Origin of the sequence: Streptomyces sp. NPDC053048, from assembly GCF_044547045.1 — a bacterium.
GTDB lineage: Bacteria > Actinomycetota > Actinomycetes > Streptomycetales > Streptomycetaceae > Streptomyces.
Map to the genome: position 1 here is coordinate 326,203 of NZ_JBITZS010000009.1, position 19,999 is coordinate 346,201.

The following is a 19,999-nucleotide window of genomic DNA, read 5'->3' on the forward strand; positions in this document are numbered from 1 at the left end:
CGCCCACCACAGCGCGCGAGCCGCAGGCCCTCCGAGGCCTGCGGCTCGCGCGCTGTTCGCATTTCCGGAAACGAGGTGCCCGCGGCCGTCCGGCTCCCCTAGGATTCCCGACCAGAATCCACGGAGCCAGAAAGGCCCTCGCATGCCCTCCGCAGACGAAGAAGCACGTGACAGAAAATTACGGATCCACCAGGACATCGAAGGCCTTCAGGAAGAACCCGAGCCGTCGGACGAGCCGGACCCGGTCGGTTTCTGGGAAGCCAAACAGCGGGACCTGCTGACCAGCGTCCTCGACTACAACCTGAAATCCCTGACCGATCTCGTCGTCAGCAACAAAATCGATCTGTCGCCGAGTTATCAGCGCCGGAACCGCTGGAACACCATTCGGAAATCCCAGCTGATCGAGTCGTTCCTCATGAACGTCCCGATCCCCAACGTCTTCCTCAACGAGGACAAATACGGCCACTACTCCGTGATCGACGGGAAACAGCGGCTCACCGCCGTCAGCGACTACCTGCAGGGCCGCTTCCGGCTGCGCGGGCTCACCGTGTTCCCCGAGGCCAACGGGCTCTCGTTCAAGGAACTCCCGGCGACCCTGCAGACCATCCTCGAGACCCGGGCCAACCTCAGGGCCGTCATCATCCTGCGCCAGTCCGATCCCGACATCAAATACCAGGTGTTCCGGCGCCTGAACACCGGCGGCATCCTCCTCAACCCCCAGGAGATCCGCAACAGCGCCTGGCCCGGCCGGCTCAACGAGATGATCCTCGAAGAGTCCGCCTCGGCCGAGTTCCACTCCCTCCTGGGTATCCGGGACAAGCACCGGTCCGCCATCTACCGCGAGATGCGGGACGCCGAATTCGTCCTCCGCTACCTCACCTTCCGGACGAACTGGGCCACCTTCTCGGGTGGAATGGGCAGAAAACTCAACACCTACATGGGCGAGAACCACGACCTGCCCGTCGATGACGTCGAAAACCTGCGCCACGAGTTCCGCACCGCCATCCGACGAGCCCGCGCCGCCTTCGGTGACCACGCCTTCCAGCGCTGGTCTCCGGAGAAGGAGACCTGGCGGAAACAGGTGCTGGCCGCGCTCTTCGACGCCGAGATCTTCTCCCTCTCCGATTTCACCGTGGAGGCGCTCGAGTCCCGCCAGAAGGAAATCCTGCAGGGAGTCAAGGAGCTCTTCAGTGATCCCGACTTCCGGGGAGTCGTGGACGCGGCCACCAACACACCTTCGTCCTTCCGCAACAGGATCACCATCATGAGGGACATGATCGCGCGGACGATCGGCTGAACAACCATGTCCTCCGCCTTGGTGACGCTCGACTCCAGTCTGTTATCGGTGCGAGCACTTATCTCCGCTGAATCCGTCTACCAGGATCCCCCGGCGCAGCGAGAACTGCCCATCGTTTCCGGCCTGCGGGGCGCCTGCACCGTGCTGACCGTGGCGGCGTTCGAGAAATTCCTGCGGGACCTCTTCGAGGAGGAACTGGACGAGATCCGCAAGCACGGCATACCCGTCTCCGCCCTGCCGGCCAAGTTGCGGACCGAGGCGGCCATCACCTCCCTCGAGCTGGCGATCAAGGGCGACCGTTCGAGCAGGGGAGCCGACCGCGAGCAGCGATTCGACGGCATCCTGGCCGCCGTCGAACTGCTCTCCCGGGACAGCTTCAACCCCAAGGCCCTTGCCGCCACGCACAGCAACCCCGACTCCGCCTGCGTCAAGCGGATGTTCAAGGCGGTCGGCATGGCCGACGTCTTCCAGAAGGTCAGCCCGAGATTCCTCAAACTGTGGGGCCGACCGGAGGTCTCCGGCTTCGAGGCCCAGAAGCTCGACGGCCTCCTGGACTCCCGGCACCAGGTGGCCCACACGGCCCAGGCTCTCCACATATCCCGGCAGGAGCTCACCTACAACGTGCGCTTCATCGAGGTCCTCGCACAGTGCCTCCAGGAGGCACTGGCCGACTACGTGACCGAGATCATCGGCAGCACCACATGACAACGGCCCTCCGGGATCACTCCCGGAGGGCCGTTCGCCGAGCCGACTGTCGGGTTCGAACCGACGACCTTCGCTTTACAAGAGCGGTGCTCTACCAGCTGAGCTAAGTCGGCGTGCGTCAGGCAGTCTACCCACACCCACATCGTGACCCAACGCCTACTGACAACCGCCCCGCGCCCGGGTACCGTCACCAGCACTCCAGCCCGATTGGACTGGACCACTCCCTCTACTCGGATCGTCCGGCACGTTCCTGCCGGTGAAGGGATCAACAACCATGGCCACGGTCACGTACGACAAGGCGACCCGCATCTACCCGGGTGCCGACAAGCCCGCCGTCGATCAGCTCGACATCGCCATCGAGGACGGCGAATTCCTCGTCCTCGTCGGGCCCTCCGGCTGCGGGAAGTCCACCTCGCTGCGGATGCTGGCGGGGCTCGAGGACGTCAACGGCGGGTCCATCCGCATCGGGGACCGGGACGTCACCCACCTGCCCCCCAAGGACCGGGACATCGCGATGGTGTTCCAGAACTACGCGCTCTACCCGCACATGACCGTGGCCGACAACATGGGCTTCGCCCTGAAGATCGCGGGCGTCAACAAGACGGAGATCCGGCAGAAGGTCGAGGACGCCGCGCGCATCCTGGACCTCACCGAGTACCTGGGGCGCAAGCCCAAGGCGCTGTCCGGCGGTCAGCGGCAGCGGGTGGCGATGGGCCGCGCCATCGTCCGCGAGCCGCAGGTCTTCCTCATGGACGAGCCGCTGTCCAACCTCGACGCCAAGCTGCGCGTGCAGACCCGCACCCAGATCGCCGGGCTGCAGCGCCGCCTGGGCATCACCACCGTCTACGTCACGCACGACCAGGTCGAGGCCATGACCATGGGTGACCGGGTGGCCGTGCTCAAGGACGGGCTGCTGCAGCAGGTCGACTCGCCGCGCAACATGTACGACCGGCCGGCCAACCTCTTCGTGGCGGGCTTCATCGGCTCGCCCGCGATGAACCTCGTCGAGGTGCCGATCACCGACGGCGGCGTGAAGTTCGGCAACAGCGTGGTGCCGGTCTCGCGCGAGGCGCTGTCGAGCGCGGGCGACAAGGGCGACCGCACCGTCACGGTGGGTGTGCGCCCCGAGCACTTCGACGTCGTCGAGCGCGGCGGCTCCGCCGGCTCGCTCAGCAAGGACGCTCCGGCGGGCCTCGCCGTGACCGTCAACGTCGTCGAGGAGCTCGGCGCCGACGGATACGTGTACGGGACGGCCGAGGTCGGCGGCGAGCAGAAGGACCTCGTGGTCCGGGTCAACGGCCGCAACGTGCCGGAGAAGGGCTCCGTCCTGCACGTCGTGCCGCGCCCGGGTGAGCTGCACGTCTTCTCGACGACCTCCGGCGAGCGCCTGAGCGACTGACCCGGGAGGGCTGCGGCAAGGCGCCCGCAGAGCACTGAAGCGGCTGACGCACGGGAGCGTCCCGGGGTTTGGCGAATACCCCGACACACCCCTCTTTTCGACTCCCGTGCGTCAACTTCACCACCGCATCAGCCGCCCGCGGCATCACTCGACTGGGTGACTAAATGTCGCCGCGTCATTACCCCTCGCTACCATCTGCGGCATGAACCAGGCCGCCCGCCGCATCGGCAGAACCCTCGCTCTCGTCCTTCCGGTCGTTCTTGTGCTCTCGGGGACTCTCGCGGTGACGCGCGTTCCCTGGGCGGCGCCGAACGCCGAGTCCCAGGTGCTCACCGCATCGTCCAACAACGCCTCGACCGTCGCCACCGCGCGCGCGCCGCACGAAGTGCTGCGCGACCGGCTGCTGACCGAGCTCCAGGAGAAGAACCCCGGCGTCGCCCTGACGCACCTGCAGGAGGCGACCAACGGCCGCCCCTCGCTGGCCCGTTACTGCGTGGACATCGCCCGCACCCTCGGGCAGGCGGCAGTCCGCAAGCTCGGCCAGAAGAAGGCCCAGGGCTACGCCCGTCCCGTCTGCGACACCGCGTACGCCACCGGCGTCGTCCAGGGGCACTAGGCACACCCCGGCAGCCCCCACGGGCCGGGTTCCGCCCGCTGGTCGCACCTCCGCCCGCGGCACCGCATATCGTGCGGAGCATGACCGGCACCCAGCCCTACCCGTACCCCGCGCAAGCCGTGATCCTGGCCGGAGGCCAGGGGTCACGGCTGCGCCCGTACACCGACGACCGTCCCAAGCCGATGGTCGAGATTCCCGGCACGGGGGTCCCGATCATCGGCCATCAGCTTTCCTGGCTGGCCGCCGAGGGCGTCACCGACGCCGTGGTCTCGTGCGGCCATTTGGCCGAGGTGCTGCAGGACTGGCTCGTGTCGGCCGATCTGCCGCTCCGGGTGACCACGGTGGTCGAGAAGGAGCCGCTGGGCCGCGGCGGCGGCCTCAAGTACGCGGCCGCCTCGCTCCCCCGGCCCGACGAGCCCTGGTACGCCACCAACGGCGACATCTGGACCCGCTTCTCGCTGCGCGAGATGGCGGCCTTCCACCACGAGCGCGACGCCACGGCGACGCTGGCGCTGGCCCGGCCGAGGATCCCTTGGGGTGCCGTCGAGACCGACGAGTTCGGGCACGTGCTGGACTTCATCGAGTCGCCGCCCTCGCCGTACCTGATCAACGCGGGCGTGTACGTCTTCTCGCCGGGCTTCACCGATCTGCTGCCCGAGCGCGGTGACCACGAGCGGACGACGTTCCCGCGGCTGGCGCGCGAGCGACGGCTGGCGGGCTTCCCGCTGCCGCAGGGCGCGTACTGGCGCGCCATCGACACCGCCAAGGACCTGACCGAGGCCGCGAAGGAACTGGCGCGGTAGACGCCGCGGCACACAGCGCACAGCCGACGGTGGGCACCAGCGCACACCACAGCTCACGGCCAGTGGCCCGTTCCCCGGCACTTCGGGGAACGGGCCACTGGTCGTACTGCGGGACGACGGACGGCGCTCAGCCCAGCAGGCCGCCGAGCGCCCCGCCGCCCGTCGAGCCGCCCGAGGAGCCGCCGGACGAGCCGCCCGAGCCGCTGCTCGTGCCGCCGCTGGTGGAGCTGCCCGTCGAGGAGCCCGAGGAGCTGCGCGGCGGGACCGCGGGGGCCTGGCGGGGGCTCTGCGGGGCGGGACGGACGCTGCCGGTGCCGCTGCTGGACTGTCCGGCGCTGCCGGCCGTGGCGGCCGGGGTGCGGGCGGTGCCGGCGGGAGCCGACGGCGTGGCGCCCGGGGCGGGCACCTTGCGGTTCGAGGCGCTGGGCTTCGGGGTGCCCGCCACGGCCGGGCCGTGGGAGCCGCGGGGGGTGGACGAGGAGGGCTTCTGCGGGAGGGGCGAGCCGGGGAGGCTGTTGGCGGGCGGGGTGGGGACGCCGGGGGCCTCCGCGACCCGGGAGGACCGCACGGCCCCACCGAGCATCGAGCCGGTGATCAGGGAGAGGCCGATCAGGACGGTCGCCATGACCGTGCCCCGGCGCAGGACGCGGCGGCGCAGCTGCCGCAGCTCGGCGCGCGGGCCCAGCCGCCGCCAGGCCTCGCCGGCCAGTCGTCCGTCGACGGAGTAGAAGGGGGCCCCGGCGATGACGAGGGGGCTCCAGGCGGCGAGGTAGATGAAGTCGGGGGCTTCGTAGACGGGGACGGTCCGCCAGCTGACGGTGACGATCAGGACGGCGGAGAGCAGGACGCCGATGGAGGCGGCCAGACGCTGCCAGAGGCCGAAGATGGTGAGGATGCCGACGACGACCTGGAGGAAGGCGACGGTGAGCCCGGCGCCGACGGGGTGGCTCAGGGCGAGGTCGCGCAGCGGGGACGCGGCGGACCAGGGGTGGAGCTGGGTGAGCCAGTGGACCATGGAGCCGCGCTTGCCGCCGTCGAAGTAGACGGGGTCGCAGAGCTTGCCCATGCCGGCGTAGATGGAGATCAGGCCGAGGAAGATGCGCAGGGGGAGCAGGACGACGCCGAGGTTCATCCGGCGGCCGGGGTAGTAGGCGTGGCGGACGGAGTCGCGGTTGCGGCCGGCCTCGTCGTCCTCGTCCTCGCCGTCGAAGCCGTCGTGCTCGTCGTAGGCGTCGTACGCGGCGTCGGGGTCGTCGTCGTAGGCGCCGCGGGCGGGGCGTACGCCGTGCAGGAGGGGGGTGCGGGCGCCGCCGGCCTCGGCGGGGCCGCGGGGGCCGATGACGGTGGTCGGGGGGCCGTCGTCGACGCCGATGCGCGGCAGCACCTGGGTGGCGCCGGCGTCCCCGCCCCCGGCGGTGCCGCCGGAGTCTCTGACGGCCGCCTGCAGGAGCTGGGTGGAGGCCGAGTCGCCGGGCCCGGTGCGCCCGCTCCACACCAGTGGGGCGCGGCGCTTGGCCGCGCTCCTGACCGTGGGCAGCTGGGCCGTGTCCGCCGCGCCGGCGTACTGCCGGCCGGCACGTGGGGGCCGGGCGAGCTGCACCCGGAAGCTCAAGTGGTTGACGATGACCTGCGCCGGGTCCGAGGGGACCTTCACCGTACTCAGCGCGGGCTGGTCGTCGTACCCGGAAGAGCTTCCCCCCGTAGGTGTGCGGGGTGTTCTGGTGTCCACACTCATCTAACCGAGTGACCGGAGATTAGGACACTGCCTTGACCGGTTCGATGTGTCCGAGACCCGTCAAGATCATCAACGGGCGGACCCGGCGGCCGGGGGCGAAGACGGCCGGTGGCCGGGGTGTGTCACCCCGGCCACCGGACGAATCAGTACACCTCGGGCGTCACGCGCGGCGGCGGGCCGCCTCGTAGAGGACGACACCGGCCGCGACACCGGCGTTGAGCGACTCGGCGCCGCCCGGCATCGGAATGCGCACCCGGAAGTCGCAGGTCTCGCCGACCAGGCGGGACAGGCCCTTGCCCTCGCTGCCGACGACGATGACGACCGGGCCCTCGAGGGCCTCGAGCTCGTGCAGCTCGACGTCGCCGTCCGCCGCCAGGCCGACGACCGTCAGGCCCTCCTTCTGGTACGCCTCGAGCGTGCGCGTCATGTTGGTGGCGCGGGCGACGGGCGTGCGGGCGGCGGTGCCGGCGGAGGTCTTCCAGGCGCTGGCGGTCATGCCGGCCGCGCGGCGCTCGGGGACGACCACGCCGTGGCCGCCGAAGGCGGACGCGGAGCGGACGACGGCGCCGAGGTTGCGCGGGTCGGTGATGCCGTCGAGGGCGACGATCAGCGGGTCCTCGCCGTCGTCGAAGGCGGCGGCGGTGAGGTCCTCGGGGTGGGCGTAGTCGTACGGCGGCACCGACAGGACCAGGCCCTGGTGGTTGAGGCCGTTGGTCATGCGGTCCAGCTCGGGGCGGGGGGCCTCCATGAGGTTGAGGCCCTTTTCCGTGGCGAGCTGCAGCGCCTCGCGGACGCGCTCGTCGTTGTCCAGGAACTGCTGGACGTAGAGCGTGTTCGCGGGGACGCCCTCGCGCAGCGCCTCGACGACCGAGTTGCGGCCGACGACCAGCTCGTTCGTGCCCTTGGGGCCGCCGCGGCGGGGCGCCGGGCGGCGTGCGGCGTGCTTGGCCTGGGCGTTGGCGACACGGTTCTTCTTGTGTCCCTTACGCATGGACGCGGGCGGGGTCGGGCCCTTGCCCTCAAGGCCTCGGCGCCGCTGGCCGCCGCTGCCGACCGTCGCGCCCTTCTTGTTGGACGTGCGGCGGTTCCTGCGCTGGCTGTTGCCGGCCATGGGGTCACCTATCTCTTTACTGCTCAGAACCGCATGGGGGGCGGCTCAGTAAACGTACGTACGAAAAGTGTCCCTCAGGACAGGGACCAGCGGGGTCCGGACGGGGTGTCCTCGATGGCGAGGCCCGACTGCTGGAGCTGGTCGCGGATGGCGTCGGCGGTGGCGTAGTCCTTGCGCCCCCGGGCCGCCTCGCGCTGCTCGAGGACCAGCCTGACCAGCGAGTCCACCACGCCGTGCAGGTCCTCGCCGCGGTCGGCGCCGGAGCCGGACCACTGCTCGTCCAGCGGGTCGAGACCCAGCACACCGAGCATGGCGCGCACCTCGGCCAGCCGGGCGACGGCGGTTTCCTTGTCGTCGGCGGTCAGGGCGGAGTTGCCCTGGCGGACGGTGGTGTGGAGGACGGCGAGAGCCTGGGGGACGCCGAAGTCGTCGTCCATGGCCTCGGCGAAGGCCGGGGGGACCTCGGGCGCGGGCTCGACGGGCCCGGCCTTCTCCACGACCCGCTGGATGAAGCCCTCGATCCGCGCGAAGGCGGACTCGGCCTCGCGCAGGGCCTCCTCGCTGTACTCGATCATCGATCGGTAGTGCGGGGTGCCGAGGTAGTAGCGCAGGACGATGGGGCGCCAGTGCTTGACCATCTCGGAGACGAGCACGGAGTTGCCCAGCGACTTCGACATCTTCTCGCCGCTCATGGTCACCCACGCGTTGTGGGCCCAGTACTGCGCGAAGTCGTCGCCGAAGGCCTTGGCCTGGGCGATCTCGTTCTCGTGGTGCGGGAAGATCAGGTCGAGGCCGCCGCCGTGGATGTCGAAGGTCTCGCCCAGGTACTTGTGGGCCATGGCCGAGCACTCCAGGTGCCAGCCGGGGCGGCCGCGGCCCCAGGGGGTCTCCCAGGACGGCTCGCCGTCCTTGGCGGCCTTCCACATGGCGAAGTCGCGGGGGTCGCGCTTGCCGGTCTCGCCCTCGCCGGAGGGCTGCAGGAGGTTGTCCAGCTCCTGGTTGGAGAGCTTGAGGTAGCCGGGGAAGGAGCGGACGTCGAAGTAGACGTTGCCGTCGGCGGCGTAGGCGTGACCGCGCTCGATCAGGCCGCGCATCATCTCGATCATCTCCGGCACGTGGCCGGTCGCGCGCGGTTCGACGGTCGGGCGCAGGCAGCCGAGGGCGTCGTAGGCGTTGTTGAACGCGCACTCGTTCTCGTAGCCGATGGACCACCACGGGCGGCCCTGGTCGGCGGCCTTGTTGATGATCTTGTCGTCGATGTCCGTGACATTGCGGACGAACGTCACGTCGTAGCCGCGGTAGGTGAACCAGCGGCGCATGATGTCGAAGTTCAGGCCCGACCGAATGTGCCCGATGTGGGGTGCGGCCTGCACGGTGGCGCCGCAGAGGTAGATCGAGACGCAGCCCGGAACGATCGGGGAGAAGTCGCGGATCTGCCGGGCGCTGGTGTCGTACAGGCGAATGGTCACGGGACAAGGGTAGTGGGCCGGAGGGGGTGCCCACGGCAGTCGTCGGGCCCCAATCCGTCCCCATGGGCGGAGAGCACGGCTCCATATACCGTCCCCGCGGGGCACCGCGGCGCGTTTTGCCCCTTATTTGCTTTTTGCACCATAAATACAATCACTTCTGGTAGCTTCCCCGGCACACCTCGACGACGCCGCGGAACCCCAGGAGGGGCGCGTTGCACTCCACTCTGCCGCTACAGCAGGAGCCCCCCGAACAACGCCCCGCCCCGGCCGCGGACCGGCCGCGGGACGGCGGGCCGGGGAGCAGACTCGCGGCGCTGGACGGGCTGCGGCTGCTGGCGGCGCTGATGGTGGTGGCCTATCACTACCTCGCCTTCGACAGCGGCGCCTGGGACGGGCCCGCGCGCGAGGTCTTCCCGGTGGCCCACCTGCCCGCCTCCTACGGCTGGCTCGGGGTGCAGCTGTTCTTCCTCATCAGCGGCTTCGTCATCTGCATGAGCTGCTGGGGCAAGAGCGCCGGGGAGTTCGCCCTCGCGCGCGTGGCCCGGCTCTACCCCGCGTACTGGTTCGCGGTGCTGGCCGTCGCGCTCGTCGTACGGCTGTGGCCGGTGGTGAGCGACGCGCCCGCGCTGCGGAACGTGGCCGTCAACCTGACGATGCTCCAGGACCCCCTGGGGGTGGAGCCCGTCGACGGGGTCTACTGGACCCTCTGGGTCGAGCTGCGCTTCTACCTGCTGTTCGCGCTCGTCGTGCACCGGGGCCTGACCTACCGGCGGGCGGTGGGCTTCTGCGTGGCCTGGGCCTTCGCCGCGGTGATCGCCGAGGCGTCGGGGAACGGCACGCTGACGCAGATCCTCATGCCGCACCACTGCTGGTACTTCATCGCGGGCATCGCCTTCTACCTGATGCACCGTTTCCGCCCGAACCCGGCGCTCTGGCTGCTGGTCGCCGGCAGCCTGCTGATCGCCCAGCACGACCTGCTCAGGGCGCAGGCCAGCGCCGAGGGCCACATGGGGCACCAGGTGCCGCAGTGGCCCACGGCGGTCCTGGTGACGCTCTTCTTTCTCGCGGTAATGGCGATCGCCCTCGGCTGGACGCGGCGGGCGAACTGGCGGTGGCTGCCGGCCGCCGGAGCACTGACCTATCCCCTGTACCTGCTGCATGAACGCATCGGCTGGACGGTCATCAAAGGCGCCGACGGCCATGTGCCGCGCTGGGTGCTGCTGCCCTGCCTCGTCGCCGCGATGCTGCTGGCCGCGTGGGCGGTGCACCGCTGGGTGGAGCGTCCACTCGCCGGGAAGGTCAAACACGGTATGCGACGTGCCGCGCGGGAGATCCGTAATGGGTGAGATGGAGGAATTCAAAAGAAAAACGGACCGGAAGAGAGAACCGTCACGGCCCGCAGGCCGCAATTCTGTGTCAGCATGCCTGCGCGAAGGCCCCGCGTAGGATGAGCCGACTAGGGCAATGGGAGAGGACGACATGCGCTTCGCCAGACGAGGTGACCTCGATGGCGGCCGGACAGCCGTCCGGCAGAAGTCGGCAGCCAGGCCCAGACTCTACGTACTGGACGGTCTGCGTCTCCTCGCGGCCCTGATGGTGGTGGCGTTCCACTACACCGCCCTGCGCGGCGGCTGGGGCCGCAGCCCCAAGGAGGTCTTCCCGGGGCTGGAGATCGTCACCCGCTACGGCTGGACGGGCGTCGAGGTCTTCTTCCTCATCAGCGGCTTCGTCATCTGCATGAGCACCTGGGGACGGACGCTCAGCGACTTCGTGGTCTCCCGGGTCACCCGGATCTACCCCGCCTACTGGGTCGCGATCTTCCTGACGGCGGGGGTCGTGGCGCTGTGGCCGCAGGTGCGCAGCGTCAAGAACTGGGACACCGTCCTGACCAACCTCACGATGCTCCAGCAGGGGCTGGGCGTGTGGGACGTCGACGGCGTCTACTGGACGCTGTTCGCGGAGCTCAAGTTCTACGTACTCTTCGCGGTCGTCGTGGCCACCGGCGTCACGTACCGCAAGTGCGTCCTGTTCTGTGCCGTGTGGACGGTGGCGGCCGTCACCGCTCCGTCGGTCGACAGCGAGCTGCTGTCGATGTGGGCCATGCCGCTGTTCGCGCCCTACTTCATCGCCGGTATCGCGTTCTACCTGATCCACCGGTTCAAACCCACGGCGCTGCTGTGGGGCATCGTGGCGATGTCCCTGCTGCTCGCCCTGCACACCGTGCCCAAGCGGGTCCACGACAACGCCGAGGGCGTCGTCCCGACCTGGCCGGCCACGCTGATCGTCTTCATCGCCTTCGTGCTGATGGCCCTGATCTCGGTGGGCGCGTTCGACCGGGTGCAGTGGCGCTGGCTGGCGACGGCGGGCGCGCTGACGTACCCGCTGTACCTGCTGCACCAGTACATCGGCATGACGATCATCTATGCGCTGCGCGAGCGGATGGCGCCCGGAGTGCTGGTGAGCGCGCTGATCGTGGTGATGCTGGGTGCCGCGTACGTGATGAACCGGTGCGTGGAGCAGCCGCTGGGCAAGAAGCTGCGGGGCGCGCTGCAGAAGGGCGTGGAGGAGATGCGGCGGCACTCGGCGACGCCGGAGGCGGCCGGGCGGAAGCCGGCCGGGGCGCCGCGCGAGAAGACGCTGCCCCTGCTGCAGGACGCGCGCCGCTACGAGCCGGCGGAGCCGGACCGCGTGGGCGCGGCGGCGAAGTCCTCGGACGGCGTCTAGACGTCCTCGGGCCGGGGCCCGGCACGCCGCCGGCCGCCCCGGCCTACAGCCCGCCGACCGCCTTGCGCGGCGTGACGCGCACGATCACGCGCTGGGCGTCCTTGCCGGCCGCCGGGTTGAAGTCCGCGTAGGCCTTGCCGGTGTACTTGCGGGACAGCTCGTCGATGAGCTCCTCCGCGCCGTCGAAGATCAGCTGCGCCGTGCCGCGGACCTCGACGTAGGTGTACGGCGCGTTCGGCGGGTTGATCATGACGGTGATGCGGGGGTCGTTGCGGAGGTTCTTCTCCTTGCGGCGCCCCACCGTCGTCGAGATCAGCAGGTCGTCGCCCTCGCGCTTGATCCAGGTGACGGAGAGCTGGGGGCTGCCGTCGGGCTGGATCGTGGCCACGGTGGCGAAGACGGGGTTGTCGTCGATGTACTTCTTCAGGTCGTCGGAGAGCCCGGTCGGCATGATCGCTTCCTTCCCTCGGCGGCGCGTCCCCTTCGCACCGTACGCCGCCCGAGCGTTCCGCTCGCAGTGAAGTCAGGCGGCCGCGGGGTCCGTGGCCGGTCGCGCGGTTCCCCGCGCCGGGCTCCGAAAAGCCCGCTCAGGCGGTCACCGAGCGGTGGACCAGGGCGGTGGCGATGGCCGCCAGGCCCTCCGCGCGGCCCGTGAGGCCCAGTCCGTCGGTGGTGGTGCCGGAGACCGAGACGGGGGCGCCGACGGCCGCCGAGAGGGCCTTCTGGGCCTCCTCGCGCCGCTTGCCGATCTTCGGGCGGACGCCGATCACCTGGACGGCGACGTTGCCGATCTCGAAGCCGGCCGCGCGGACGATGCGGGCGGCTTCGGCCAGAAGGGTGACGCCGGACGCGCCCGACCACTCGGGCCGGTCGGTGCCGAAGTGCGCGCCCAGGTCGCCGAGGCCGGCCGCGGAGAACAGCGCGTCGCAGGCGGCGTGCGCGGCGACGTCGCCGTCGGAGTGGCCGGCCAGGCCGTGGCTCTCGCCCTCCCACAGCAGGCCCGCGCACCACAGCTCGCGGCCCTCCTCGAAGGCGTGCACGTCGGTGCCGATGCCGATCAGCGGCATGACGGGGCTAGAAGCCATCGTTGGCCCTCCTGCGGGCGAGTACGGCCTCGGCCAGGACGAGGTCCAGGGGCCGGGTGACCTTGAAGGCCTCCTCGTGGCCGGGGATGAGGACGACCTGGACGCCCAGGCGCTCGACCATGCCGGCGTCGTCGGTGGCGCCCTCGCCCTCGAGGGCGGTCTTCTCGTGCGCCTCGGCGAGGACGCGGCGGTCGAAGCCCTGCGGGGTCTGCACGGCGCGCAGCAGCGAACGGTCAGGGGTGGCCACGACGGGCTCCGGCTCGCCCGCGAGCGCGCCGGTGCGAGGCTCGACCTGCTTGACGGTGTCCGCGACGGGCAGCGCCGGGACGACCGCCGGGGCGCCCTCGCGGACGGCGGCGACGACGGCGTCGACGGTGTCGACGGGCACCAGCGGGCGGGCGGCGTCGTGGACGAGAACGGTGGCGATGCCGTCGGGCAGGGCCGCCAGGCCCAGCCGCACGGACTCCTGGCGGCTCTCGCCGCCGGGCACGACCACCACGTCGGTACGGGTGCTGTCGCGGTCGGCGAGGGGATACTCGTCGAGGAGGTGACGGACCTCCGCGGCACCGTCCGGCGGGGCCACGACGACGACGAGCGAGACCGCGCGGGAGGCGGCCATGGCGCGCACGGCGTGGACGAGCATGGGCGTGCCGCCGATGGCCCGCAGGGCCTTGGGGGCACCCGGGCCCAGCCGTACGCCCCGGCCCGCGGCCGGGATGACGGCGGCGGTGCGGGAGGGGGCCGCGGTGTCCTGCGCGGCACCTCGATCAGACATTGGTTTGGCGTTCAGGTTTGCTTCCTCGGCCGAATTGGGTATGGCCTCAGCGTGCCGGGCACGATGCCCCGACCAGCCCCTTCCGTGACGACTGGTCGGGTCGGCTGCCCCGGCACGCCAATGAGGCGATACGGACGACGTGCCCGTGCCGGGTGCGGAGCCAGAGATGCCGCAGCGCCCGGCGGATGACCGTTGTCATCACGCGGGCACCGCGGCACTTCTTACGTCCGGTTGCGGCCGGCACCTGTGCGTCAGGACGCGAGAACCTCGTCGAGCAGGGCCTCGGCCTTGTCCTCGTTGGTGTTCTCCGCGAGGGCCAGCTCGCTCACCAGGATCTGCCGCGCCTTGGCGAGCATGCGCTTCTCACCTGCGGAGAGACCGCGCTCCCGCTCGCGACGCCACAGGTCGCGGACGACCTCGGCGACCTTGATCACGTCGCCGGACGCGAGCTTCTCGAGATTTGCCTTGTAGCGACGGGACCAGTTCGTCGGCTCTTCCGCGTAGGGCGCGCGGAGCACCTCGAAGACCCGGTCGAGCCCGTCCTGGCCGACCACATCGCGAACGCCGACGAACTCGGCATTGTCCGCCGGCACCCGAACCGTCAGGTCACCCTGGGCGACCTTCAGCACCAAGTAGGTCTTGTCCACGCCTTTGATCTGGCGAGTTTCGATGGCCTCGATCAGCGCGGCCCCGTGATGGGGATAGACCACGGTGTCGCCAACCTTGAACGTCATGTGACAGGTACCCCTTCCGTGGCTATCCAGTCTAACACGGGGGCAGCCCGTTCTGAATGGCGTTTCCGCAGGTCAGGGCATATCTCGGGGCTTGACAACAGCAACCGGAACGTGCTGCGGGAGGCTTCCGGAAGCAGGTATTCGCAGGTCGGAGCGGTTGTTCGGGTGGGGTGAAACGCGCACGTTACACGTGTCGGACAGGCCCCGCGAGCGGCCGAACGTCCCGTTTTGCCGGGGTCCGGTCGGCGGACTTCCGGTACTCCGTTCGGGGCGGACGGCTCCTGTGCGCTCCCATTCCGGAATTGATCAAGCCGAACTTGATCAATTCCGGAAGGCGATCTCCGCGGCACGCCGCATTCAATGCCGATATTCCCCCGGACCCGGCCCTGGGCGTTCGCCGGACGGTTCGCGATCGGCTCGCGATCCGCTCATGATCGGCCCGTGATCGGCGCGTGAACCACCGGTGGCCGATATTCGGCCGGGCGGCCTCCGGGGGGCCGAGTTGACCATGGGGGCGGGTCGGGTGCGGCGGCCTGACGGCGGCTCGGTAACCTAAGCCCGCTGACACAACCCTTATCCCGTACGTACCCCTGTGATCTCGTACGCTCCGCGTACCACCTCGTCCAAGGAGATGCCGCCGCCGTGAGCAGCAGCCTTCGACGCGGCGCTCTCGCCGCTACCGCCCTCGTGCTCTCGATCGCCTCGCTCTCCGCCTGTGCGGCGGGCAACAGCGCGCAGACGCTCGGCGTCAAGCCGGACAACGCCGCCACCTCGGTCGGCGACATCAAGCTCCAGAACATCAACGTGATCACCCAGCCGGACCAGAAGACCGAGGGTCCGGCCGTCATCACGGGCCGGCTGTTCAACAACGGCCGCGAGGACCAGGAGCTGCGCTCGATCGCGCTGCCCGGCAAGAACGTGACCGTGAAGCTGACGGGCGCCAAGGGCGGCAAGCTCGTCGTGCCGGCCGGCGGGTCCGTGACCCTCGGCGGCAAGGACAACGCCTCCGCCGTGCTGCCCAAGGGCCGCGAGGGCATCAAGGACGGCGAGTCGCAGCCCCTGTCCTTCGACTTCAGCTCCACCGGCGAGGTGAAGATCTCCGCGTTCGTCGTCCCGGCGACGACGTACTTCAAGGAGTGGGGCCCCAGCGCGGCGCCCTCCCCCGCCACGGCCGGCAAGCCGGGCGGCAACGCCAAGCCGGGCGCCGGCGCCACCACCGCCCCCTCGGGCGCCCCGGCGGCCGGTCAGGGCACGCAGAACGGCGGCCAGGCCGGTGCCACGCCGGCCGTCAGCGGCTCCCCGGCGCAGGGCGGCCGCCAGGCCGAGGCCGGCCAGCAGCAGCCGGCCGCGGGCCGCTAGGACCTGAGGACGCGCGAGGGGCCCGGAAGCAACGCTTCCGGGCCCCTTCGCACAGTACGGCTCACGCGGGCCAGGCCTACGGCTCGAACTTGTACCCCAGACCCCGCACCGTCACCAGATAGCGGGGCGCGCCCGGGTCCGGCTCGATCTTGGCGCGCAGGCGCTTGACGTGGACGTCGAGGGTCTTGGTGTCGCCCACGTAGTCGGCGCCCCAGACGCGGTCGATCAGCTGCATGCGGGTCAGCACGCGGCCGGCGTTGCGCAGCAGCATCTCCAGCAGGTCGAACTCCTTCAGCGGCAGGTCGACCTTGCCGCCGGAGACGGTGACCACGTGCCGGTCGACGTCCATGCGGACCGGGCCGGCCTCCAGCGCGGCCGGGGTGACCTCCTCCGGCTCGCCCCGGCGGCGCAGCACCGCCCGGATGCGGGCGACCAGCTCGCGGGAGGAGAACGGCTTGGTGACGTAGTCGTCGGCTCCTATCTCCAGGCCGACCACCTTGTCGATCTCGCTGTCCTTGGCGGTCACCATGATCACGGGCACGTTGGAGCGCCCGCGCAGCTGCCGGCAGACCTCCGTGCCGGGCAGGCCCGGCAGCATCAGGTCGAGCAGGACCAGGTCGGCGCCGTTGCGTTCGAACTCGTCCAGCCCGTCCGGCCCGGTGGTCGCGATGGCGACCTCGAAGCCTTCCTTGCGGAGCATGTAGGACAACGCGTCGCTGAAGGACTCTTCGTCCTCTACGACGAGCACTCGGGTCACGGGATGACCTCCGGTCGGGTCTCTGGGTTGCACAGCGCGGTGAGGGAAGGGGAAGCGGGCGCCGTCCCGGCCGTGGCGGCGGGGGTCACGGGAGGACCTGCCGGGTGGGGCGGGCGGACAGGTGGGCGTCGTCGGGGAACGTCTCGTCGTCCTCGTGGTCCGGGCGGTCGGCGTGGTCCGGGCGGTCGTCGTGCTCGTCGTCCGGCCCGATCAGCGGGCGGCCGCGCTCACGCGGATCCCGCTCGCGGACCGCGCCGGCCTCCGGCAGGCGGAGGGTGAACGTGGAGCCCTGGCCCTCGGCGCTCCAGACGCTGACCTCGCCGCCGTGCGAGGCGACCACGTGCTTGACGATGGACAGGCCCAGGCCCGTGCCGCCGGTGGCGCGCGAGCGGGCGGGGTCGACGCGGTAGAAGCGCTCGAAGACGCGCTCGCGGTCCTTCTCGGAGATGCCGATGCCCTGGTCGGTGACGGCGAGCTCGATGAGGTCGCCGCCGGGGGCGGCGACGCGGCGGGCCGCGATGCCCACGCGCGTGCGCGCGGGGCTGTAGTTGACGGCGTTCTCCACGAGGTTGCCCAGGGCGGCGGCGAGCTGGCCGCGGTTGCCCCAGACGCGCAGGTCGGCGGTGCCGCCCGCGGCGATGGTGATCTGCTTGGTGCCGGCCTGGTGGCGGCAGCGGTCGATGGCCTCGGCGACGAGCTCGTCCACGCGGACCGGCTCGGCGTCCTCCAGCGGGTCGTCGTTCTGCACCCGGGAGAGGTCGATGAGCTCCTGGACGAGATTGGTCAGCCGGGTGGCCTCGACCTGCATCCGCCCCGCGAAGCGGGTGACCGCCTCCGGGTCGTCGGAGGCGTCCATGACGGCCTCGGAGAGCAGGGACAGGGCGCCGACCGGGGTCTTGAGCTCGTGGCTGACGTTGGCGACGAAGTCGCGGCGGACGGCCTCGATGCGGCGGGCCTCGGTGAGGTCCTCCACCAGCAGCAGCACCAGCCGGGAGCCGAGCGGGGCGACCCGGGCCGAGACCGCGAGGGCGTCGCCGCGGCCCGTGCCGCGCCGCGGCAGGTCGAGCTCGACCTGGCGTATCTCGCCGTCCCTGCGGGTGTCGCGGGCCATCTGCAGCATCGGCTCGACGGCGAGCTTGCCGCCGCGCACCAGGCCCAGGGCGTACGCGGCCGAGCTGGCCTTGACCACGGCGTCGGCCTCGTCGAGGACGACGGCCGAGGAGCGCAGGACGGACAGGACGGTGTCCACGCCGGGCGGCAGGACGGCGTCGGTGTGCAGGGAGCTGCGGGTGGGACGGGCCTGGTCGCGTTCGCTCCACCGGAACGCCAGCATCGCGATCACGCCGGTGCACACTCCGGCGATCGCTGCCGCTGCGGCCAGTGCCACGTCCAGGTTCATGTCTCCAGGTTATGCGGGTGGCGGGGCACGACCACAGCCAAATGGGTGCCGCCTCGAACACACGTTGCCGAGAGTTCACCTCGAGGACGGTGCCGGTTCACTCGTGCGGTCTTCGGGCGTCGGCTTCCGGACGGAACGTGGAGACTGCGGAGGGGACCGCCGGACGCCGGCGGCCCGCTCCCACCCGTAGTACTCGAGGCGAGAGAAGGTCAGGCAATGCGGGACGCGTACCACGAGGAGCTGGATTCGATCGGCGAGGGCCTGGTCGAGATGGCCCGGCTCGTCGGCTCCGCGATCGGGCGCGCCACCACGGCGATCCTGGACGCGGACCTCAAACTGGCGGAGTCGGTGATCGCGGCGGACACCAAGGTCGACGATCTGCAGCGGGATCTGGAGGCGCGGGCGATCGCGCTGCTGGCCCGGCAGCAGCCGGTGGCCACCGATCTGCGGATCGTGGTCACCTCGCTGCGCATGAGCGCGGACCTGGAGCGCTCGGGCGACCTGGCCCAGCACGTGGCCAAGCTGGCCCGGCTGCGCTTCCCGGAGACGGCGGTGCCGCGCGATCTGCACGCCACGATCCTGGAGATGGGCCAGCTGGCGCAGCGGCTGATGGCCAAGGCGGCCGAGGTGATCATCACCAAGGACGTCGATCTGGCGCTGCAGCTGGAGCAGGACGACGACGCGATGGACCTGCTGCACCGGGCGCTGTTCCAGCACCTGATGGACGACCGCTGGCAGCACGGCATCGAGACGGCCGTCGACGTGACGCTGCTGGGCCGCTACTACGAGCGCTTCGCCGACCACGCGGTCTCGGTCGCCAAGCGCGTGGTGTACCTGGTGACGGGTGAGCACGCGGACGAGCTCGTCCAGGACGCCGGCCGCCAGGGGGCGGGCGCGGCGGAGTCCGAGTAGGTCCACGCGCCCCAGGACCCGGGGCGCGTGCTCCAACGCGCCCCCCGCACGCCCGTACATATGTACGCGAAGGGCATTGACGACCACAGCGAGCGGTCTTTCACTGTTGGAAGGCAGACATCCCTTCGAGGAGGTACCGAATGAGCGGCTGTCAGTGTGGTCCCGGGTGCTCGTGCGGCTGCCAGAGCGGCGGCTCCTGCCAGTGCGGCGGCAGCTGCCACTGACGTTTCCCGCATGTCACTCACGGGCAGGGCCCCCGGCCGGAGGATCCGGCCGGGGGCCCTGTCGTATGCGCGGCGGCCTACGGGATCCCGTGGTCCGCCGGGGGGCTACTTCTTCTTGCCCTGGTTCTTGACCGCCTCGATGGCGGCCTTGGCGGCCTCCGGGTCGAGGTAGGTGCCGCCGGGGACGACCGGGCGGAAGTCGGCGTCGAGCTCGTAGGCGAGCGGGATGCCGGTGGGGATGTTCAGGCCCGCGATGTCGGCGTCGGAGATGCCGTCGAGGTGCTTGACCAGGGCGCGCAGGGAGTTGCCGTGCGCGGCGACCAGGACCGTGCGGCCGGCCAGCAGGTCCGGGACGATGCCGTCGTACCAGTACGGCAGCATGCGGACGACGACGTCCTTGAGGCACTCGGTGCGCGGGCGCAGCTCGCTGGGGATCGAGGCGTAGCGCGGGTCGTCGCTCTGCGAGAACTCGGTGCCGTCCTCGAGCGCCGGCGGCGGGGTGTCGTAGGAGCGGCGCCAGAGCATGAACTGCTCCTCGCCGAACTCGGCCAGGGTCTGGGCCTTGTCCTTGCCCTGGAGGGCGCCGTAGTGGCGCTCGTTCAGGCGCCAGGAGCGGTGGACCGGGATCCAGTGGCGGTCGGCGGCCTCCAGTGCGAGCTGCGCGGTGCGGATCGCGCGCTTCTGCAGGGAGGTGTGGACCACGTCCGGGAGCAGGCCGGCGTCCTTGAGCAGCTCACCGCCGCGGACCGCCTCCTTCTCGCCCTTCTCGTTGAGGTTGACGTCCACCCAGCCGGTGAACAGGTTCTTCGCGTTCCATTCGCTCTCGCCGTGGCGGAGGAGGATCAGCTTGTACGGTGCGTCGGCCATGCCCTTGAGCGTAATCGACGCCCGGAAC

19 protein-coding genes and 1 tRNA gene are annotated in these 19,999 nt (G+C 70.7%); 9 read left to right on the forward strand and 11 right to left on the reverse strand.

What is annotated here, in order from left to right:
* Window positions 1–142 precede the first annotated feature (142 nt).
* Together ACIG36_RS25250 and ACIG36_RS25255 are read left to right on the forward strand one after the other, a co-directional pair.
* Window positions 143–1,297: a DUF262 domain-containing protein gene (locus ACIG36_RS25250; protein WP_399931994.1), complete on the forward strand. Its 1,155-nt coding sequence runs from the start codon at window positions 143–145 to the stop codon at window positions 1,295–1,297.
* A 48-nt stretch (window positions 1,298–1,345) separates the two neighbouring features.
* Complete coding sequence (locus tag ACIG36_RS25255; protein WP_399931997.1) at window positions 1,346–2,002, forward strand: HEPN domain-containing protein; 657 nt, start codon at window positions 1,346–1,348, stop codon at window positions 2,000–2,002.
* A 40-nt stretch (window positions 2,003–2,042) separates the two neighbouring features.
* On the opposite strand, the gene ACIG36_RS25260 is transcribed toward ACIG36_RS25255, so the two are convergent.
* Window positions 2,043–2,115 (reverse strand) — tRNA-Thr (locus ACIG36_RS25260).
* 161 nt (window positions 2,116–2,276) lie between these two features.
* Here ACIG36_RS25260 and ACIG36_RS25265 point away from each other — a divergent pair.
* The 3 genes from ACIG36_RS25265 (at window position 2,277) to ACIG36_RS25275 (ending at window position 4,820) form a co-directional block, all read left to right on the forward strand.
* Window positions 2,277–3,401, forward strand: coding sequence for an ABC transporter ATP-binding protein (locus tag ACIG36_RS25265; protein WP_399932000.1), 1,125 nt, complete (start codon window positions 2,277–2,279; stop codon window positions 3,399–3,401).
* 202 nt (window positions 3,402–3,603) lie between these two features.
* Entirely contained in the window at window positions 3,604–4,017 is a 414-nt protein-coding gene (locus ACIG36_RS25270; protein ID WP_399932003.1) for a hypothetical protein, read from the forward strand.
* A gap of 80 nt (window positions 4,018–4,097) precedes the next feature.
* Window positions 4,098–4,820, forward strand: coding sequence for an NDP-sugar synthase (locus ACIG36_RS25275; RefSeq protein WP_399932006.1), 723 nt, complete (start codon window positions 4,098–4,100; stop codon window positions 4,818–4,820).
* Window positions 4,821–4,947: 127 nt separating this feature from the next.
* On the opposite strand, the gene ACIG36_RS25280 is transcribed toward ACIG36_RS25275, so the two are convergent.
* The 3 genes from ACIG36_RS25280 to cysS form a co-directional block, all read right to left on the reverse strand.
* Window positions 4,948–6,555 (reverse strand): DoxX family membrane protein, encoded by a 1,608-nt coding sequence (locus ACIG36_RS25280; protein WP_399932009.1) that lies wholly within the window; start codon window positions 6,553–6,555, stop codon window positions 4,948–4,950.
* Window positions 6,556–6,715: 160 nt separating this feature from the next.
* Window positions 6,716–7,666: a 23S rRNA (guanosine(2251)-2'-O)-methyltransferase RlmB gene (gene rlmB / locus ACIG36_RS25285; protein ID WP_399932012.1), complete on the reverse strand. Its 951-nt coding sequence runs from the start codon at window positions 7,664–7,666 to the stop codon at window positions 6,716–6,718.
* 74 nt (window positions 7,667–7,740) lie between these two features.
* Window positions 7,741–9,135: a cysteine--tRNA ligase gene (cysS, locus tag ACIG36_RS25290; protein WP_399932014.1), complete on the reverse strand. Its 1,395-nt coding sequence runs from the start codon at window positions 9,133–9,135 to the stop codon at window positions 7,741–7,743.
* Between the two features lie 212 nt (window positions 9,136–9,347).
* Between cysS and ACIG36_RS25295 the strand changes: the two genes are divergently transcribed.
* Both ACIG36_RS25295 and ACIG36_RS25300 read left to right on the forward strand, forming a co-directional pair.
* A complete protein-coding gene (locus tag ACIG36_RS25295; RefSeq protein ID WP_399932016.1) occupies window positions 9,348–10,481 on the forward strand; it encodes an acyltransferase family protein in 1,134 nt (377 codons plus the stop codon).
* 118 nt (window positions 10,482–10,599) lie between these two features.
* Window positions 10,600–11,859: an acyltransferase family protein gene (locus ACIG36_RS25300; RefSeq protein WP_399932018.1), complete on the forward strand. Its 1,260-nt coding sequence runs from the start codon at window positions 10,600–10,602 to the stop codon at window positions 11,857–11,859.
* Between the two features lie 43 nt (window positions 11,860–11,902).
* Here ACIG36_RS25300 and ACIG36_RS25305 read toward each other — a convergent pair whose 3' ends face one another.
* From ACIG36_RS25305 to ACIG36_RS25320, 4 genes are all read right to left on the reverse strand, one after another.
* Window positions 11,903–12,310, reverse strand: coding sequence for a PPOX class F420-dependent oxidoreductase (locus ACIG36_RS25305; protein ID WP_399932021.1), 408 nt, complete (start codon window positions 12,308–12,310; stop codon window positions 11,903–11,905).
* 136 nt (window positions 12,311–12,446) lie between these two features.
* A complete protein-coding gene (ispF, locus tag ACIG36_RS25310; RefSeq protein WP_399932024.1) occupies window positions 12,447–12,944 on the reverse strand; it encodes a 2-C-methyl-D-erythritol 2,4-cyclodiphosphate synthase in 498 nt (165 codons plus the stop codon).
* Window positions 12,934–13,719 (reverse strand): 2-C-methyl-D-erythritol 4-phosphate cytidylyltransferase, encoded by a 786-nt coding sequence (gene ispD / locus ACIG36_RS25315; protein ID WP_399932026.1) that lies wholly within the window; start codon window positions 13,717–13,719, stop codon window positions 12,934–12,936. The genes ispF and ispD overlap by 11 nt, the downstream gene beginning before the upstream one ends.
* 251 nt (window positions 13,720–13,970) lie before the next feature.
* Window positions 13,971–14,453, reverse strand: a complete 483-nt coding sequence (locus ACIG36_RS25320; RefSeq protein WP_003953493.1) for a CarD family transcriptional regulator — start codon at window positions 14,451–14,453, stop codon at window positions 13,971–13,973.
* Between the two features lie 642 nt (window positions 14,454–15,095).
* Here ACIG36_RS25320 and ACIG36_RS25325 point away from each other — a divergent pair.
* Window positions 15,096–15,812: a DUF461 domain-containing protein gene (locus ACIG36_RS25325; protein ID WP_399932029.1), complete on the forward strand. Its 717-nt coding sequence runs from the start codon at window positions 15,096–15,098 to the stop codon at window positions 15,810–15,812.
* 76 nt (window positions 15,813–15,888) lie between these two features.
* Here the strand turns inward: ACIG36_RS25325 and ACIG36_RS25330 are convergent, their stop codons facing one another.
* Window positions 15,889–16,569, reverse strand: coding sequence for a response regulator transcription factor (locus ACIG36_RS25330; protein WP_071965810.1), 681 nt, complete (start codon window positions 16,567–16,569; stop codon window positions 15,889–15,891).
* 85 nt (window positions 16,570–16,654) lie between these two features.
* Window positions 16,655–17,968, reverse strand: a complete 1,314-nt coding sequence (locus tag ACIG36_RS25335) for a sensor histidine kinase (protein ID WP_399932031.1) — start codon at window positions 17,966–17,968, stop codon at window positions 16,655–16,657.
* A gap of 216 nt (window positions 17,969–18,184) precedes the next feature.
* On the opposite strand from ACIG36_RS25335, the gene phoU reads away from it, so the two are divergent.
* On the forward strand, window positions 18,185–18,880 hold the full coding sequence (phoU, locus tag ACIG36_RS25340) for a phosphate signaling complex protein PhoU (RefSeq protein WP_399932034.1): 696 nt from the start codon (window positions 18,185–18,187) through the stop codon (window positions 18,878–18,880).
* 329 nt (window positions 18,881–19,209) lie between these two features.
* Here the strand turns inward: phoU and ACIG36_RS25345 are convergent, their stop codons facing one another.
* Window positions 19,210–19,971, reverse strand: coding sequence for a phosphoglyceromutase (locus tag ACIG36_RS25345; protein WP_099199152.1), 762 nt, complete (start codon window positions 19,969–19,971; stop codon window positions 19,210–19,212).
* Between the last annotated feature and the right edge of the window lie 28 nt (window positions 19,972–19,999).

Coding starts and splice junctions, on each gene's coding strand:
- ispD (WP_399932026.1), bottom strand. CDS start 13,719: ATGTCTGATCGAGGTGCCGCGCAGGACACCGCGGCCCCCTCCCGCACC.
- ACIG36_RS25345 (WP_099199152.1), bottom strand. CDS start 19,971: ATGGCCGACGCACCGTACAAGCTGATCCTCCTCCGCCACGGCGAGAGC.
- ACIG36_RS25275 (WP_399932006.1), top strand. CDS start 4,098: ATGACCGGCACCCAGCCCTACCCGTACCCCGCGCAAGCCGTGATCCTG.
- rlmB (WP_399932012.1), bottom strand. CDS start 7,666: ATGGCCGGCAACAGCCAGCGCAGGAACCGCCGCACGTCCAACAAGAAG.
- ACIG36_RS25335 (WP_399932031.1), bottom strand. CDS start 17,968: ATGAACCTGGACGTGGCACTGGCCGCAGCGGCAGCGATCGCCGGAGTG.
- ACIG36_RS25265 (WP_399932000.1), top strand. CDS start 2,277: ATGGCCACGGTCACGTACGACAAGGCGACCCGCATCTACCCGGGTGCC.
- ACIG36_RS25300 (WP_399932018.1), top strand. CDS start 10,600: ATGGGAGAGGACGACATGCGCTTCGCCAGACGAGGTGACCTCGATGGC.
- ACIG36_RS25305 (WP_399932021.1), bottom strand. CDS start 12,310: ATGCCGACCGGGCTCTCCGACGACCTGAAGAAGTACATCGACGACAAC.
- ACIG36_RS25280 (WP_399932009.1), bottom strand. CDS start 6,555: ATGAGTGTGGACACCAGAACACCCCGCACACCTACGGGGGGAAGCTCT.
- ispF (WP_399932024.1), bottom strand. CDS start 12,944: ATGGCTTCTAGCCCCGTCATGCCGCTGATCGGCATCGGCACCGACGTG.
- phoU (WP_399932034.1), top strand. CDS start 18,185: ATGCGGGACGCGTACCACGAGGAGCTGGATTCGATCGGCGAGGGCCTG.
- ACIG36_RS25270 (WP_399932003.1), top strand. CDS start 3,604: ATGAACCAGGCCGCCCGCCGCATCGGCAGAACCCTCGCTCTCGTCCTT.
- ACIG36_RS25320 (WP_003953493.1), bottom strand. CDS start 14,453: ATGACGTTCAAGGTTGGCGACACCGTGGTCTATCCCCATCACGGGGCC.
- ACIG36_RS25250 (WP_399931994.1), top strand. CDS start 143: ATGCCCTCCGCAGACGAAGAAGCACGTGACAGAAAATTACGGATCCAC.